Below are 15,410 nucleotides of genomic sequence, written 5' to 3' on the forward strand. Positions count from 1 at the left end.
CTCAGGCGTGTTACACCTGACACAGCGCGTTACGCCCGGTGCCTCTGATTCACTGGATTCCCCATCCCTCCGATTGCACCCTTTCCGGGATGGGGAAGCGCTCGCGTCAGGCGCCGATCACGCCGCCATCCTCACGCGTGATCACCATCACCGAGGATCTCGGCTTGCCATTCGGCAGGTGCTCGGGGAAGGTCGAGCCGCCGTTTTCGCCGGGGTGCTGAATGCCGACGAACAGTGCTTTCTGGTCGGGCGCGAAGCTGATGCCGGTCACTTCACACCCCACCGGCCCGACCATGAATCGACGGATCTCGCCGCTGGCGGGGTCAGCGCACAGCATCTGGTTATTACCCATTCCGGCGAAGTCACCCGCATTGGTAGCGTCGCCATCCGTCAGAATCCACAGCCGCCCGGCAGCATCGAAACCCAGGCCATCCGGGCTGTTGAACATGTTCTGGGGGTTGATGTTACTTGATCCCCCTTGGGGCGTTCCTGCATGCACACCCGGGTTGCCAGCGACGACAAACAAGTCCCACGCAAACTCCATCGCTGCTGCGTCCGACCCTGTTTCCTGCCAGCGCAGAATCTGCCCGTACTGATTTTTCGCTCGGGGATTCGGCCCGCCGACTGGCTGCCCGTCATCGCCGCGCTTGATGTTGTTGGTCAGCGTGCAATAGACCTGGCCGTCCTTGGGACTGACGACGATCCACTCGGGCCGGTCCATGCGCGTCGCTTTCACCTGACTTCCCGCCAGCCGTGCATGAATCAGCACTTCAGCCTGATTGGCGAAACCACTGGCCGCATCAATGCCGTTCTTGCCGTGGCTCAGTTCAATCCATTTGCCCTGGCCGTTCGGGTGATCGGGGTTGCTGTCGCCAGCGTCAAACTGCGCCACGTATAGCGTGCCGTGGTCGAGGATGTCGCGGTTGGCCTTAAGGTTCTCGTGATCGACCTTGTCCCGGCTGATGAATTTGTAGATGAACTCGCCGCGCTCATCGTCGCCCATGTACACCACGACGCGGCCGTCTTTGGTTTCGGTCAGCGCAGCGTTTTCATGCTTGAAGCGGCCCAGCGCGGTGCGTTTGACTGGCGTGGATTTCGGGTCGAACGGGTCGATCTCTACCACCCAGCCATGACGATTGGGTTCGTTGGGGTTTTTGGCGACGTCGAAGCGCGGGTCGTGCAGGTGCCAGTTCACTTCCTTGCTGGCAGCCGTGACGCCATAGCGTTTGGTTGCGGCGTCGAAAATTTTTGCCGGATCGCTGCTGCCGAAACAGTCGGTGAAGTTCTCTTCGCACGTTAGGTAGGTGCCCCACGGCGTCTTGCCATTGGCGCAGTTCTGGAACGTCCCGAGTACGTTTTTGCCGGTCTTGTCGGCGGCGGTCTTCAACCACTCATGGCCGGCAGCCGGGCCGCTCAGGTGAATCGGCGTGTTGCCGTGGATGCGCCGGTTGTAGTTGGAGCCTTGCACGAACGCCCACTGCTGACCTTCGCGCTTGACCTCAATCACCGAAACGCCTTCGCTGGCCTGAGCCTTGTGCACGTCTTCGGCAGACTGCGGGTCTTTGCCGTGATCGAAGAGGTAGCGGTAGTTGGTGTATTCGTTATTGATCGCCATCAGGGCGCGGCTGGCCGTCTCCGGCGTGTCGCCGGGAAAGGTGAACAGGCTCATGCCGTCATTGTTGTCGCCGAATTGCAGTTCCTGCATCTTCGCGGTGCCTTTGCCGCTGGGGTCAAACGCCGGGCCGTTGGTCTGCAGCGGCTGGCCCCAACTGATCAGGACCGAGGAGCGATAACCCGGCGGCAGACTGATGCTGTCGGCGGTGGAGGAGGGGATGCTGTCGAAGCCGAGCAGCGTGCCGTTGGCGGCGCTGACACTGGCGGCCATGGCGCTGCGGCTGAGCAGGTTGCCGCCCAGAAACATCGCCGCGCCGCACAGGGCCCCCGCGCTAATGAACCCGCGTCGGGTCAGGCCAACCATGTTTTCGAGGTCGGTGGATTGGTTATCTTTTAATAGCGTCATCACGGGCTCCCTGCGGTTTAGGGCAAAACCCTATGCAGTTCGGATGACGTTATTGTGTCGGTCAGATGACGAGTCGGGCTTCGGTGTTTCGTGCAAGCGGCGCTTACAGCGGCGTGCCGAGCAGAATATTGGAGGGCGCAAACTGAACCTTCACAGCGCCGCCGGCCTTGAGCTGCAAGGCATGCAGCCGGTCCGCGTCGACCACTGCGCAAAGGATCTGATGGCTGGGGAGGACGATTTTGACCTCGCTCGGGCCGTCATCGGCGGCGAGAATTTCCTCGATTTTACCGGTGAGGCAATTGTGTCCGATTGTTTCAGATTGGTCGGGCGTCAGTAGCTCCAGCCAGCCGGCCTTAATCAAGGCGAACACATCCGTGCCGATTTCGAGCCCCAGTCGCAAGGTGCTGTCGTGGGTGATCTGCGCCTCGATCGACAAACCGCCCGCGAGCTGCAACATGATCATGTCGTTGCGGCCTTGGGAGCGGACGCCGCTGACCTGACCATGTAGCTGATTACGCGCGCTGGTGCGCAGCATCAGGCGGCTGAGCAAGGCGAGGTCATCGGATTCCTCCGACGTTTCCAGCAGTTGGGTCTGCAACGCTTGCAAGCGCTGATAAAGCCGCAGCACGCGCTCGCCTTCGGCGGACAATTTGGCGCCGCCACCCCCTCGACCGCCGACGCTGCGCTCGACCAGCGGTTTTTGCGCCAGATTGTTCAGCTCATCGATGGCGTCCCATGTCGCCTTGTAACTGAGCCCGGCGCTCTTCGCCGCGCGGGTAATCGAACCCTGCTCGGCAATGTGCTGCAACAGTGCGATGCGGTGAGGGCGACGAACCATGTGCTGGGTGAGGGACGGCGGTAGGGACATAGGAGTCGGATGCGCTGAAAGTGATGACGCCGGAGTGTAAGCCAAAACGCCTCGCGCCCAAATGCTGCGAAGTTTTAACGTCTCGGCCGATCAGTCCCCAGGTTTTGGCGTTCTTGCCAGGCAATACACATCCACCGATTGGGCGCCGGCTTTGAGCAACAGTTCTGCCAGTGCGTTGGCCGTCGAGCCGGTGGTGAGTACGTCATCAATCAGCGCGAGGTGCTTGCCGATGATCGCCGTGGCGTCCTTCAGTGCAAACGCGGACGCCAGATTGCGCTTTCTGGCTTTTGCATCCAGACCCTGCTGTGAAGGTGTTTCTTTCACGCGGCGGATCACGCGCTCTTCAACAGGCAGTCCCAGTCGAGCACCGAGCCAGTTCGCCAACATCGCTGCCTGATTGAAGCCGCGCTGACGCAGTCGTTTTTTGGCGAGTGGCACCGGGATAAGACAGTCGGGTCGGCGCAGGCCATCATTAAAGCGATGCTGCAGGGTCTCGCCCAACAGCTCCGCCAGCAGTCGCCCAAGTGGCCATTTCCCTTGATGCTTGAAGCGCGTGACCAGCGCGTCGATCGGGAAGTCGTACAGCCACGGAGCGATGACTTCATTAAAGGCGGGAGGGTGGCGATTGCAGGCGCCGCAGGTGAGGCCGGACATCGGCATGGGCAGTGCGCAGCGATCGCACTGGTCAATCAGCCACGGGAGCTCGCGCTCACAGGGCACGCAGATCGGGGTGCTTGAATCAGTTGTTTCATCGCACAACAAACACGTCTGTACGTTTTTTAACCAGATGTAAACCTCGTGCCCGTTATATGGTTGACAGCGCATGTTGCTTCCTTAAATATGCCGAACATCCGTGTTGCGCCTGTGGGCTTTCCGGTTTTGCCGCTGGGCGAAGCCGCCCGGGTCATCGTCCAGAAAACATCAAGGAGCCGCCCATGAGCGCCAGCATCAATGCCAACCTGCGTCACGACTGGAATCTAGCCGAGGTCAAGGCGCTGTTCACACAGCCATTCAATGACCTGCTGTTTCAGGCGCAAACCGTGCACCGCGCTCACTTCGACGCCAACCGCGTGCAAGTCTCGACCCTGCTGTCGATCAAAACCGGCGCCTGCCCGGAAGACTGCAAGTACTGCCCGCAATCGGGCCACTACAACACCGGTCTGGAAAAAGAAAAGCTGATGCAGGTCCAGCAAGTGCTGGAAGAAGCCGCACGCGCCAAGGCCATTGGTTCGACCCGTTTCTGCATGGGCGCGGCGTGGAAGCACCCGTCGGCCAAAGACATGCCCTACGTGCTGGAGATGGTCAAAGGCGTCAAGGCCATGGGCCTGGAAACCTGCATGACCCTCGGCAAGCTGGATCAGGACCAGACCCGGGCGCTGGCCGACGCTGGCCTCGATTACTACAACCACAACCTCGACACGTCGCCGGATTTCTACACCAGCATCATCACCACCCGCACCTACAGCGATCGTCTGCAGACCTTGGCGTACGTGCGTGATTCAGGGATGAAGATCTGCTCGGGGGGTATTCTGGGCATGGGCGAATCCCTGGACGACCGCGCCAATCTGCTGATCCAGCTCGCCAATCTGCCGGAGCATCCGGAGTCCGTGCCGATCAACATGCTGGTGAAAGTCGCCGGCACGCCGCTGGAAAACGCCGAGGATATCGATCCGTTCGATTTCATCCGCATGCTGGCCGTCGCACGCATCCTGATGCCGCAGTCCCACGTGCGCCTGTCCGCCGGCCGCGAAGCCATGAATGACCAGATGCAGGCCCTGGCGTTCTTCGCCGGCGCCAACTCGATCTTCTACGGCGACAAACTGCTGACCACCGCCAACCCGCAGTCCGACAAGGACATGCAGCTGTTCTCGCGTCTGGGCATCCAGCCTGAAGCGCGCGAAGAGCACTCGGACGAGGTGCATCAGGCCGCTATCGAGCAGGCGCTGATCGAGCAGAAAAGCAGCGAGCTGTTTTACGACGCGGCGGTTTGAGCTTCCATAGTGGCTTGACTCGAGGCCTGCATGTCTTTTGATCTGAACGCACGTCTCGCTGCCCGTCGTGCCGAGCACCTTTATCGTCAGCGGCCCCTGCTGCAAAGCCCGCAGGGGCCTGAAGTGATTGTCGACGGCAAGCCGCTGCTGGCGTTCTGCAACAACGATTACATGGGGCTGGCGAGTCATCCTGAGGTCATCGCTGCGTGGCAAGCCGGCGCCGAGCGTTGGGGCGTCGGCGGTGGCGCTTCGCATTTGGTGATTGGCCACAGCACGCCCCATCACGCTCTCGAAGAGGCCCTCGCCGAGTTCACCGGACGGCCCCGCGCGCTGTTGTTTTCCAACGGCTACATGGCCAATCTCGGCACGGTCACCGCGTTGGTGGGGCAGGGCGACACGGTGCTGGAAGATCGTCTCAATCACGCTTCGTTGCTCGACGCCGGCCTGCTCAGCGGTGCGCGTTTTTCCCGCTACCTGCACAACAATTGCGACAGCCTCGCCGGCCGGTTGGACAAGGCGGTTGGAGACACGCTGGTGGTCACCGACGGTGTGTTCAGCATGGACGGCGACGTCGCTGACCTGCCCGCGCTGGCCAAGGCGGCGAAAGCCAAAAACGCCTGGCTAATGGTCGACGATGCCCACGGCTTCGGCCCGCTGGGGGCGAACGGTGCAGGCATTGTCGAGCACTTCGGCCTCGGCATCGATGAGGTCCCTGTGCTGATCGGCACGCTGGGTAAATCCTTCGGCACGGCGGGCGCGTTCGTTGCGGGCAGCGAAGAACTGATCGAAACGCTGATCCAGTTTGCCCGCCCCTACATCTACACCACCAGTCAGCCGCCGGCGCTGGCGTGCGCGACGCTGAAAAGCCTCGAACTGCTGCGCACCGAACACTGGCGGCGTGAGCACCTGGCGGCACTCATCAAACAGTTTCGCGCCGGCGCTCAAGCCCTCGGCCTGGAGCTGATGGACAGTTTCACCCCCATCCAGCCGATTCTGATTGGCGACAGCGGGCGCGCGTTGCGGCTGTCGCAGTTGCTGCGAGAACGGGGCGTGATGGTCACCGCCATTCGGCCACCAACGGTGCCTGCGGGCAGCGCGCGTCTACGCGTGACATTGTCCGCCGCCCACAGCGAAGCACAGGTGCAGCTATTGTTGCAGGCACTGGAGCAGTGTTATCCGCTGCTGGGCGTAGACGAATCTTCGGAGCTGGACCATGCGTGATCAGTTGATCCTGTTGCCGGGCTGGGGCCTCGGCGTCTCGCCCCTTGAACCGCTGGCTGCAGCGCTGCGAGGGCTCGACGAACATTTGCGGGTGGTGATCGAACCCTTACCGGACATGGACACCGACAACCTCGATGACTGGCTCGACGAGCTGGATTCGACGTTGCCCGACAACGTCTGGCTTGGCGGCTGGTCGCTGGGTGGCATGCTCGCCGCGGAACTGGCGGCGCGCAGGGGCGAGCGCTGCTGTGGGCTGGCGACGTTTGCCAGCAACGTCTGCTTCGTGGCCCGCAGCGAGTGGCCCAATGCGATGCCACAAACGGATTTCGATGCGTTCATTGCCGGTTGCAAAGCCGATCTGGACGCAACCCTCAAGCGCTTCAGTCTGTTGTGCGTGCAAGGCGCCGAGGAGCCGCGCGCGCTGTCGAGACAGCTCAAAGCCTGCGCGCCCCACGGCACCAGTGCCGGCTTGATCGAAGGCCTCAAGCTGCTGGAACAAATGGACACGCGCAGAGCGCTGCAAGGGTTTCGCGGCCCTCAATTGCACCTGTTCGGTGGCCTGGATGCGTTGGTGCCGGCAGAAGCGTCGGCGGACCTGCTGACCCTCCAGCCTGACATCGAAGTCGGCGTGATCGAGCAGGCCAGTCATGCCTTCATTCTGGAAAACCCGCACGGCGTCGCCGCTGCAGTTCATGCGTTTTTACACGGGTCCGGTGATGACTGATCTTTCCCACTGCGCGGTGCTGAAGGCCGTGAAACAGCAACAGGCATCCGGGCAGCAGGCGCTGCCGGACAAGCGTCAAGTGGCGGCGTCCTTCTCCAGGGCGGCGACCAGCTACGACAGCGTGGCCGATTTGCAGCGCGCCGTTGGTACCGAACTGATGACGCGACTGCCTGATCTGGCACCGTCCCGCTGGCTGGACCTGGGCAGCGGCACCGGTTGTTTCAGCCGCGCGCTGACGAAGACGTTTCCGCACAGCGAAGGCATTGCGCTCGACCTTGCCGAAGGCATGCTGCGCTATGCACGGCCTTCAGGGGGTGCCGCGCATTATGTGGCAGGCGACGCGGAGAACGTGCCGCTGCGTGACGCGAGCGTCGATCTGATGTTCTCCAGCCTGGCAGTGCAATGGTGCCCGGATTTTTCTGCAGTGCTGAGCGAAGCGGGTCGCGTACTGAAGCCAAGTGGCGTGTTCGCTTTTGCCAGCCTCTGCGTCGGGACGCTGTTTGAGCTGCGCGACAGCTGGCAGGCGGTGGACGGCATGGTCCACGTCAATCGTTTTCGCGAGCGGGAAGAGTATCAACGCCTCTGCGCCGCCAGTGGTTTGAACGTGCGCAGCCTCGAAGTCCTGCCCCACGTGTTGCACTATCCCGACGTGCGCAGCCTGACCCACGAACTCAAAGCACTGGGCGCGCACAACATCAATCCGGGTCGTCCGGGAGGCCTGACCGGCCGTGCGCGAATTCAGGCTTTGATGGAGGCGTACGAAAGGTTTCGTCAGGAAAAAGGCCTGCCCGCCACGTATCAGGTGGTGTACGCCATCCTGACTAAACCCGGCATTGATTAAAGAATGATCATTTAGTCGGCGTTTTTCACACGAACGCTATAGTAAGCAGGGAATAGTTTGAAATATCTGAACGGATGGTCGCCACGATGAGCGCTGCGTATTTCATCACGGGAACCGACACCGACGTCGGCAAGACCACCATCGCCACGGGGCTTCTGTACGCGGCGCGGCAGTCGGGGTTGAGCACGGCGGCGGGCAAGCCGGTGGCTTCCGGTTGTGACGTCAAACCCAAGGGGTTGCGCAACTCGGACGCCGTCGCCTTGCGTGCCGAGTGCTCGATCCAGCTGACCTACAATGAGGTCAATCCGGTGGCCTTCGAGCCGGCAATCGCGCCCCATCTGGCCGCGCGGGAAGCGGGAGTCGCCCTGACTGTGCAGTCTCTGCTCGGGCCGATGCAGCACATCCTCGCCAAGCAGGCTGATTTCACGCTGATCGAAGGCGCCGGCGGCTGGCGTGTTCCCCTGGCCGATCAAGCCAATCTGTCCGATCTGGCCATCGCGCTGAAGCTGCCGGTGATTCTCGTGGTGGGCGTGCGCCTGGGCTGTATCAGCCATGCGTTGCTGTCAGCCGAAGCGATCGCCAACGACGGTCTGCAACTGGCGGGCTGGGTGGCGAATATTATTGATCCCAAAACGTCACGGCTTGAGGAAAACCTCGCCACGCTGGCAGAGCGTCTGCCGGCGCCGTGCCTGGGCCGCGTGCCGTTCATGAAGAAGGCAACTGCGGAAATGATTGCCGAGCATCTGCATCTGGAACTGCTGGACTAGCGGGCGACGTGCCGCTGAGTGTGAGGCCCGTCACAAGGCGCAATGCCACTAGTCGCTTTGCAAAGTAATCCAGGCGCTTTGCTGCTTTAATCGCTGTGTTCGCTATGAACAGAGGATCGTGCTCATGCAAATCTCACTGAACAACACGCTGTACCCGGGCCTCAGCGCCATGCAGGTCGGGCAGAACCGTGTCGATCAGGCTGCGACGCAACTGGCCAGCCCCGCGACCGAGGTGTCAGGGCGCAGTCAGTCTTCGGATTTCCAGCTTGAGCGTCTGCGCTCCGTCGATCGTCCGCAACGTTCCGACATGGCCACTAATGTGGTGGAACTGACCCAAGGCCGGATTCAAGTCCAGGCAGGCGTCAAAGTTGAAAAAGCCAGCGATGAAATGCTCGGCACGCTGATCGATACCTTCGCCTGATTCTCTTCGCTTCGTGCGCTACGGCGCACGTTGCTGGATGCTACGCCTCTCCTGAATAACACCTCATTCACGTGCCCATTCTCCGGGCGCTTTCGCGTTTTTTATCCCGACGTTTTCTAGACTCAACGCTGCGGTCTCAACCGCCTGGCGTCGCAACCGCGCGCCTGCGGTTTGCCCGCGTCAGGTGATGAAAGGTGCCGGGCGTCGCTTGACAAGGTATAGGCGTAAACGTATGTTTCAAACACCTGTTTGATCGCCGCGTGATCCCAAACACCGGCGCCGGGGCAACGCCCCACAGTGACCACACGGTCATCCAATTCCAGGATTCACCAGCAGAGGTTTATCGCTATGCCTGACTACAAGGCCCCCTTGCGTGATATTCGCTTCGTCCGTGACGAGCTGCTCGGCTACGAAGCGCACTATCAGAGTCTGCCAGCATGCCAGGACGCCACGCCTGACATGGTTGACGCCATTCTCGAGGAAGGCGCCAAGTTTTGTGAGCAGGTCCTGGCCCCGCTGAACCGTGTGGGTGACACCGAAGGCTGTACCTGGAGCGAGTCCGGCGTAAAAACGCCGACCGGTTTCAAGGAAGCCTACAAACAGTTCGTCGAAGGCGGCTGGCCGAGCCTGGCCCACGACGTCGCTCATGGCGGTCAGGGTCTGCCCGAGTCGCTGGGTCTGGCGGTCAGTGAAATGGTCGGCGAAGCCAACTGGTCGTGGGGCATGTACCCAGGCCTGTCGCACGGTGCGATGAACACCATCTCCGAGCACGGCACCCCTGAGCAGCAAGACGCTTACCTGACCAAACTGGTTTCCGGCGAGTGGACCGGCACCATGTGCCTGACCGAACCTCACTGCGGTACTGACCTGGGCATGCTGCGCACCAAGGCCGAGCCTCAGGCTGACGGTTCGTACAAAGTATCCGGTACCAAGATCTTCATTTCCGCTGGCGAACACGACATGGCCGATAACATCGTCCACATCGTGCTGGCCCGCCTGCCCGATGCGCCTGCCGGCACCAAAGGCATTTCCCTGTTCATCGTGCCGAAGTTCGTGCCGGCCGCTGATGGCAGCGTCGGCGAGCGCAACGCAGTCAACTGCGGCTCGCTCGAACACAAGATGGGCATTCACGGCAACGCCACCTGCGTGATGAACTTCGACGGGGCAACCGGTTTCCTGATCGGCCCGCCGAACAAAGGCCTGAACTGCATGTTCACGTTCATGAACACCGCACGTCTGGGCACGGCGCTGCAAGGTCTGGCCCACGCCGAGATCGGTTTCCAGGGCGGCCTGAAATACGCCCGTGAGCGTCTGCAGATGCGTTCCCTGACTGGCCCGAAAGCGCCCGAGAAAGCAGCTGACCCGATCATCGTTCACCCGGACGTACGTCGCATGCTGCTGACCATGAAGGCCTTCGCCGAGGGGAGTCGCGCGATGGTGTACTTCACCGCCAAGCAGGTCGACATCGCCAAGTACAGCGACGACGCCGAAGCCAAGAAGCAAGCTGACGGCCTGCTGGCCTTCATGACGCCGATCGCCAAGGCGTTCATGACCGAAGTCGGTTTTGAATCTGCCAACCACGGCGTGCAGGTCTACGGCGGCCACGGCTTCATCGCCGAGTGGGGCATGGAGCAGAACGTTCGCGACGCCCGTATCGCCATGCTGTACGAAGGCACCACGGGTATTCAGGCGCTCGACCTGCTGGGTCGTAAAGTGCTGATGACTCAGGGCGAGGCGCTCAAGGGCTTCACCAAGATCGTCCACAAGTTCTGCCAGTCGCAGGAAGGCAATGAAGCGATCAGCGAATTCGTGGCGCCGCTCGCTGCGCTGAATAAGGAGTGGGGTGAGCTGACCATGAAGGTCGGTATGGCGGCCATGAAAGACCGTGAAGAAGTCGGCGCCGCGTCGGTGGACTACCTGATGTATTCCGGTTATGCCTGCCTGGCGTATTTCTGGGCTGACATGGCCCGTGTTGCAGCCGAGAAACTTGCGTCCGGCACCGGCGAAGAAGCCTTTTACACCGCCAAGCTGCAGACGGCGCGCTTCTACTTCCAGCGCATCCTGCCGCGCACTCGCACTCACGTGGCAACCATGCTGTCGGGCGCGAGCAACCTGATGGACATGAACGAAGAACACTTCGGTCTGGCTTACTAAGTCAGCCCAAGCGTTTCCCTCAAGCCGCTTGCCCTCAGGGACAAGCGGCTTTTTTGTGCCTGGCTGATTTTTGTATCAGGGCCACGCACATTCTCTCTCATCCTATGCATGACGCGGCCGATACAGGCACAATGCCATTTAATCAGCACTCACATCGTTCGGTGAGGAGATAATCCTTTTGCTGCGCCCCTCTGCCGCACGGCTCAGTCATTTTTTACCCTCTCTGGCCTTGCTGGTTGCCGGACTGGCGGCCGCGTATGTGAAAGACCTCAACGTCTTCTTCACCTCACTTTTCAACGTGCTGCCCACCCTGGTGCTGTTGCTGGGTGGTGCGTACTGCGGGGTATACAAGCGACAGCGTGAGCTGTTCCTGATGATCACCGTGTACATCGCCTATTTCCTCCTCGACACACAGACCGACTACTACCGCGATTACGGCAAGGTCCGAGAAGACGCCGCCGTGGTGTTTCATCTGTGTTGCCTCTTGCTCCCGGTCATGTTTGGTCTGTTTGCGGCCTGGGAAGAGCGGACCCATCTGTTTCAGGACTTGATTGCACGGTTGGCCGTTCTGGTCGCGGTAGGCAGCGTTGCCCTGGGTCTCGAACAGAGCTTTCCCGCCGGGCTGCTGGCCTGGCTCGCCGACATCCGCTGGCCAGCGCTTCACGGTGAATGGATGAGCCTGATTCAGCTGTCCTACGTGACCTTTCTCATTGCGTTCGCCGTGCTCATCACGCAGTACCTCTATAAGCCGCGGCCCCTGCATGCGGCTCAACTGGTGGGGTTGCTCGGGATGTTCTGGGCGTTACCGAAGACCTTCATCCTGCCCTTCACCCTGAACATCATGTGCAGCCAGGTGATGTTGATGATTGCGGCGGCGGTCGCGCACGAGGCCTATCAAATGGCTTTCCGCGACGAGCTGACCGGGCTGCCAGGTCGACGTGCGCTGAATGAGCGGATGCAGCGACTGGGCCGCAATTATGTGCTGGCGATGAGCGACGTCGATCATTTCAAGAAATTCAACGACACCCATGGCCACGATGTCGGCGATCAGGTGCTGCGTCTGGTGGCGAGCAAGCTGTCGAAGATCACCAATGGCGGCGGGCGCGCCTATCGTTATGGCGGCGAAGAGTTTGCCATCGTGTTTGCCGGCAAAACCCTCGAAGAATGCATGCCGCACCTTGAGGTCATCCGCGAAACCATTGCCAGTTATCAGATTCAGCTGCGCAATCAGGACAATCGTCCGAATGATGATCTGCAAGGGCGTCAGCGTCGGGCGGGGTCCCAGGCTTCAGCGGTGTCGGTCACGGTCAGCATCGGCGTGGCCGAGCGTCTGCCGGAGCACCGCAATCCGGAAGAAGTCCTTAAATCCGCCGATCAGGCGCTGTATGCCGCCAAAGGCGCCGGGCGTAATTGCGTCATCAGTCACTTGCAGACCAGCAAGCGTGGCGCTGTGCGCATGGCTGCCGCCGGCTAAAAGCTACTCTTTTCCACCTCTGGACGAACGCACACGCCGCTGTGCGCAGGCATCAGCATGACCGTCGCTTGCGCGTGACCGAATCTTTGATAATAGTCACGTGTTGACCCTATGTGTCGCAAATGGTGTTCATGTACACTCGTTCCATTGACACATCGGCGCCGCACTTTCTCTGCTGTGCCGCTCCTCCCCCGAGTTCTTTGCCGCTGAAACGAGGTTTGCCATGGCTGACTACAAAGCGCCCTTGCGCGATATGCGCTTCGTCCTCAATGAAGTGTTCGAGGTCTCCCGACTTTGGGCCACGCTGCCCGAATTGTCCGAAACCGTGGACGCCGAGACCGTCGAGGCGATTCTCGAAGAAGCGGGCAAAGTCACTGGCCGGTCCGTTGCACCCCTGAGTCGCGCGGCCGATGAGGAAGGCTGTCACTGGAACGACACCGTCGTCACTACCCCGGCAGGCTTCGTTCAGGCTTACAAAACGTACGCTGAAGGTGGCTGGGTTGGCGTCGGTGGCAATCCGGAGTTCGGCGGCATGGGCATGCCCAAAGCGGTGTCTGCTCAGGTCGAGGAAATGGTCAATTCCGCAAGCCTGGCGTTCGGGCTGTACCCGATGCTGACGTCCGGCGCCTGCGTCTCGATTAACACCCACGCCAGCGAGGCGTTGAAGACCACATATCTGCCAAACATGTACGCCGGGGTATGGGCCGGTTCGATGTGCCTGACCGAAGCCCACGCCGGCACGGACCTCGGGATTATCCGCACAAAGGCGGAGCCCCAGACCGACGGGTCTTACAAGATCAGCGGCACGAAAATCTTTATCACCGGCGGCGAGCACGATCTCACCGAGAACATCATTCATCTCGTGCTGGCCAAACTGCCTGACGCACCGGCAGGGCCGAAGGGTATTTCGCTGTTCCTCGTGCCGAAGATCATGGTCAATGACGATGGCAGCCTCGGTGAGCGCAACACGGTGTTCTGCGGCTCCATTGAACACAAGATGGGCATTCAGGCCTCCGCCACCTGCGTGATGAATTTCGATCAAGCCGCGGGCTATCTGATTGGCGAGCCTAATAAAGGCCTCGCGGCGATGTTTACCATGATGAATTACGAGCGTCTGGGCGTCGGCATTCAGGGCCTGGCGTCCGGCGAGCGCTCGTATCAGAACGCGATCGAGTACGCCCGCGACCGTTTGCAAAGCCGTGCCCCGACGGGCGCACAGTCCAAAGACACCCTTGCCGACCCGATCATCGTTCACCCCGATGTGCGTCGCATGCTGCTGACCATGAAGGCATTGAACGAAGGCGGTCGGGCATTCTCCACGTACGTGGCCATGCAGCTGGACACCGCCAAGTACAGCGAAGACGCCGATGTGCGTCAGCGCGCCGATGCGTTGGTCGCGCTGCTGACGCCAGTCGCCAAGGCCTTCCTCACCGACATGGGCCTGGACACCACCGTGCACGGTCAGCAGGTGTTCGGCGGTCACGGCTACATTCGCGAGTGGGGCCAGGAACAACTGGTGCGTGACGTGCGCATCACCCAGATCTACGAAGGCACCAACGGCATTCAGGCACTGGACTTGATGGGCCGTAAGGTGGTCGCCAGCGGAGGGGCTTATTACAAGCTGTTCTCCGACGAAATCCGTCAATTCATCGCTTCGTCTGACAGCTCGCAGGCAGAATTCACCAAGCCGTTGGCCGCAGCCCTGACCACACTGGACGAATTGACCGACTGGGTACTGGACCGGGCTCGCAGCAATCCGAATGAAATCGGTGCCGCGTCCGTCGAGTATCTGCATGCGTTCGGATACACGGCGTACGCCTACATGTGGGCGATGATGGCAAACGCCGCATCGGGTAAAGAGGCTCAGGAAGATTTCTACGCCAGCAAGCTGGGCACTGCGCGGTTCTATTTCGCGCGTCTGCTGCCACGCATGCAGTCCCTTTCGGCTTCCGTTAGAGCGGGCAGCGAGTCGCTGTACCTGTTGGAGGCGTCACAGTTCTGACACCCGGAAAAGGATGTAAGCATTTGCTTACATGACGTGATGGCAATCGGCTCTATCGCTCCAGTGGATCCAAGTTTAATCTACACACATGGACGTCGCGCAGGATGCGCAAACAGATAACAGGGACACGTAAGGGATTGCCTGCCAGGATGGCGGGAAGAAATGGAAGTCATGGGAAACAGTCTGGAAAACCTCGCTTAGGCGGGGTTTTCTTTTTTCTGCGTTCCGAAAAAATGCATTGCCGTCCGCCGCTTCGCTTGATGTGGCTGCAGGGAGGTCATGGCTTGATGATAGGCGCTGCGGAACCCCTATAGCGACCCAGGGTCGATTAGCTGTGCGGCCCCCATTGGGCCATTAATCAGGAGCTCCACCCATGGACATCATTCGCATCATCATCGCCATCCTGCTGCCACCCCTGGGCGTGTTCCTGCAAGTCGGCTTCGCCGGCGCTTTCTGGCTGAACATTCTGCTGACCCTGCTGGGCTACATCCCGGGGATCATCCACGCGATCTACATCATTGTCAGTCGCAAGTAACCCGACCCCGGCCAACACCACGCTTCCTGTCTCAGGTCAGCTGACATAGAGTCCGACGTTGGACTTTATGATCAGGAAGCTCAGGGATGGACGTTGTTTTGGGATTGCTCGCCGCTCTGTTCTGGGGCGGCACAGATTTTCTGGTAGGGCTCAACGCCCTCCTGCGACTTGTAGGACCGGCTTTAGCCGGGAAGGCTTCAATCGCCACACCGCAAATTGATCGTTGCATCCACCGACCTCTTCCCGGCTGAAGCCGGTCCTACCAGGCGACTGCGTACACCTGTGAAACTGGCGATGCCCCACAGAAATGTAGCGTGTATCGCAATACCCCGTGGGAGCGAGCTTGCTCGCGAAGCGGCCAGGACTTTTTGAAGGGGACTGATTTATTTACA

At 60.7% G+C, this 15,410-nt stretch carries 13 protein-coding genes; 10 read left to right on the top strand and 3 right to left on the bottom strand.

Annotated elements, in window-relative coordinates:
• Nucleotides 1-106: 106 nt before the first annotated feature.
• The 3 genes from BBI10_RS19685 to BBI10_RS19695 all read right to left on the bottom strand — a co-directional run bounded on the left by BBI10_RS19685 (nucleotide 107) and on the right by BBI10_RS19695 (nucleotide 3,713).
• Entirely contained in the window at nucleotides 107-2,020 is a 1,914-nt protein-coding gene (locus tag BBI10_RS19685; protein WP_065991297.1) for a PhoX family protein, read from the bottom strand.
• Nucleotides 2,021-2,123: 103 nt separating this feature from the next.
• On the bottom strand, nucleotides 2,124-2,888 hold the full coding sequence (locus tag BBI10_RS19690) for a TOBE domain-containing protein (protein WP_065991298.1): 765 nt from the start codon (nucleotides 2,886-2,888) through the stop codon (nucleotides 2,124-2,126).
• Nucleotides 2,889-2,978: 90 nt separating this feature from the next.
• Nucleotides 2,979-3,713, bottom strand: coding sequence for a ComF family protein (locus BBI10_RS19695; protein WP_065991299.1), 735 nt, complete (start codon nucleotides 3,711-3,713; stop codon nucleotides 2,979-2,981).
• Between the two features lie 110 nt (nucleotides 3,714-3,823).
• Between BBI10_RS19695 and bioB the strand changes: the two genes are divergently transcribed.
• The 10 genes from bioB (at nucleotide 3,824) to BBI10_RS19745 (ending at nucleotide 15,018) form a co-directional block, all read left to right on the top strand.
• The gene (gene bioB / locus BBI10_RS19700) at nucleotides 3,824-4,879 is read left to right on the top strand and encodes a biotin synthase BioB (protein WP_065991300.1); all 1,056 of its coding nucleotides are present in this window, start codon (nucleotides 3,824-3,826) and stop codon (nucleotides 4,877-4,879) included.
• A gap of 30 nt (nucleotides 4,880-4,909) precedes the next feature.
• Nucleotides 4,910-6,100 carry an 8-amino-7-oxononanoate synthase gene (gene bioF, locus BBI10_RS19705; protein WP_065991301.1) on the top strand — a complete coding sequence of 397 codons (1,191 nt, stop codon included), beginning with the start codon at nucleotides 4,910-4,912 and terminating at the stop codon, nucleotides 6,098-6,100.
• The gene (locus BBI10_RS19710; RefSeq protein WP_065991302.1) at nucleotides 6,093-6,824 is read left to right on the top strand and encodes an alpha/beta fold hydrolase; all 732 of its coding nucleotides are present in this window, start codon (nucleotides 6,093-6,095) and stop codon (nucleotides 6,822-6,824) included. The genes bioF and BBI10_RS19710 overlap by 8 nt, the downstream gene beginning before the upstream one ends.
• A complete protein-coding gene (gene bioC / locus BBI10_RS19715; RefSeq protein WP_083233192.1) occupies nucleotides 6,817-7,665 on the top strand; it encodes a malonyl-ACP O-methyltransferase BioC in 849 nt (282 codons plus the stop codon). The genes BBI10_RS19710 and bioC overlap by 8 nt, the downstream gene beginning before the upstream one ends.
• An 86-nt stretch (nucleotides 7,666-7,751) precedes the next feature.
• A complete protein-coding gene (gene bioD / locus BBI10_RS19720) occupies nucleotides 7,752-8,432 on the top strand; it encodes a dethiobiotin synthase (protein WP_065991381.1) in 681 nt (226 codons plus the stop codon).
• A 124-nt stretch (nucleotides 8,433-8,556) separates the two neighbouring features.
• Nucleotides 8,557-8,853, top strand: coding sequence for a pyrroloquinoline quinone biosynthesis protein PqqE (locus BBI10_RS19725; protein ID WP_065991303.1), 297 nt, complete (start codon nucleotides 8,557-8,559; stop codon nucleotides 8,851-8,853).
• Nucleotides 8,854-9,201: 348 nt separating this feature from the next.
• Entirely contained in the window at nucleotides 9,202-11,007 is a 1,806-nt protein-coding gene (locus tag BBI10_RS19730; RefSeq protein WP_065991304.1) for a phenylacyl-CoA dehydrogenase, read from the top strand.
• A 178-nt stretch (nucleotides 11,008-11,185) separates the two neighbouring features.
• A complete protein-coding gene (locus tag BBI10_RS19735; RefSeq protein WP_065991305.1) occupies nucleotides 11,186-12,481 on the top strand; it encodes a GGDEF domain-containing protein in 1,296 nt (431 codons plus the stop codon).
• A 223-nt stretch (nucleotides 12,482-12,704) separates the two neighbouring features.
• Nucleotides 12,705-14,483 carry an acyl-CoA dehydrogenase C-terminal domain-containing protein gene (locus BBI10_RS19740; RefSeq protein ID WP_065991306.1) on the top strand — a complete coding sequence of 593 codons (1,779 nt, stop codon included), beginning with the start codon at nucleotides 12,705-12,707 and terminating at the stop codon, nucleotides 14,481-14,483.
• 373 nt (nucleotides 14,484-14,856) lie between these two features.
• On the top strand, nucleotides 14,857-15,018 hold the full coding sequence (locus BBI10_RS19745) for a YqaE/Pmp3 family membrane protein (RefSeq protein WP_037019089.1): 162 nt from the start codon (nucleotides 14,857-14,859) through the stop codon (nucleotides 15,016-15,018).
• Nucleotides 15,019-15,410 lie beyond the last annotated feature (392 nt).

The organism is Pseudomonas graminis, from assembly GCF_001705435.1.
Lineage (GTDB): Bacteria > Pseudomonadota > Gammaproteobacteria > Pseudomonadales > Pseudomonadaceae > Aquipseudomonas > Aquipseudomonas graminis_B.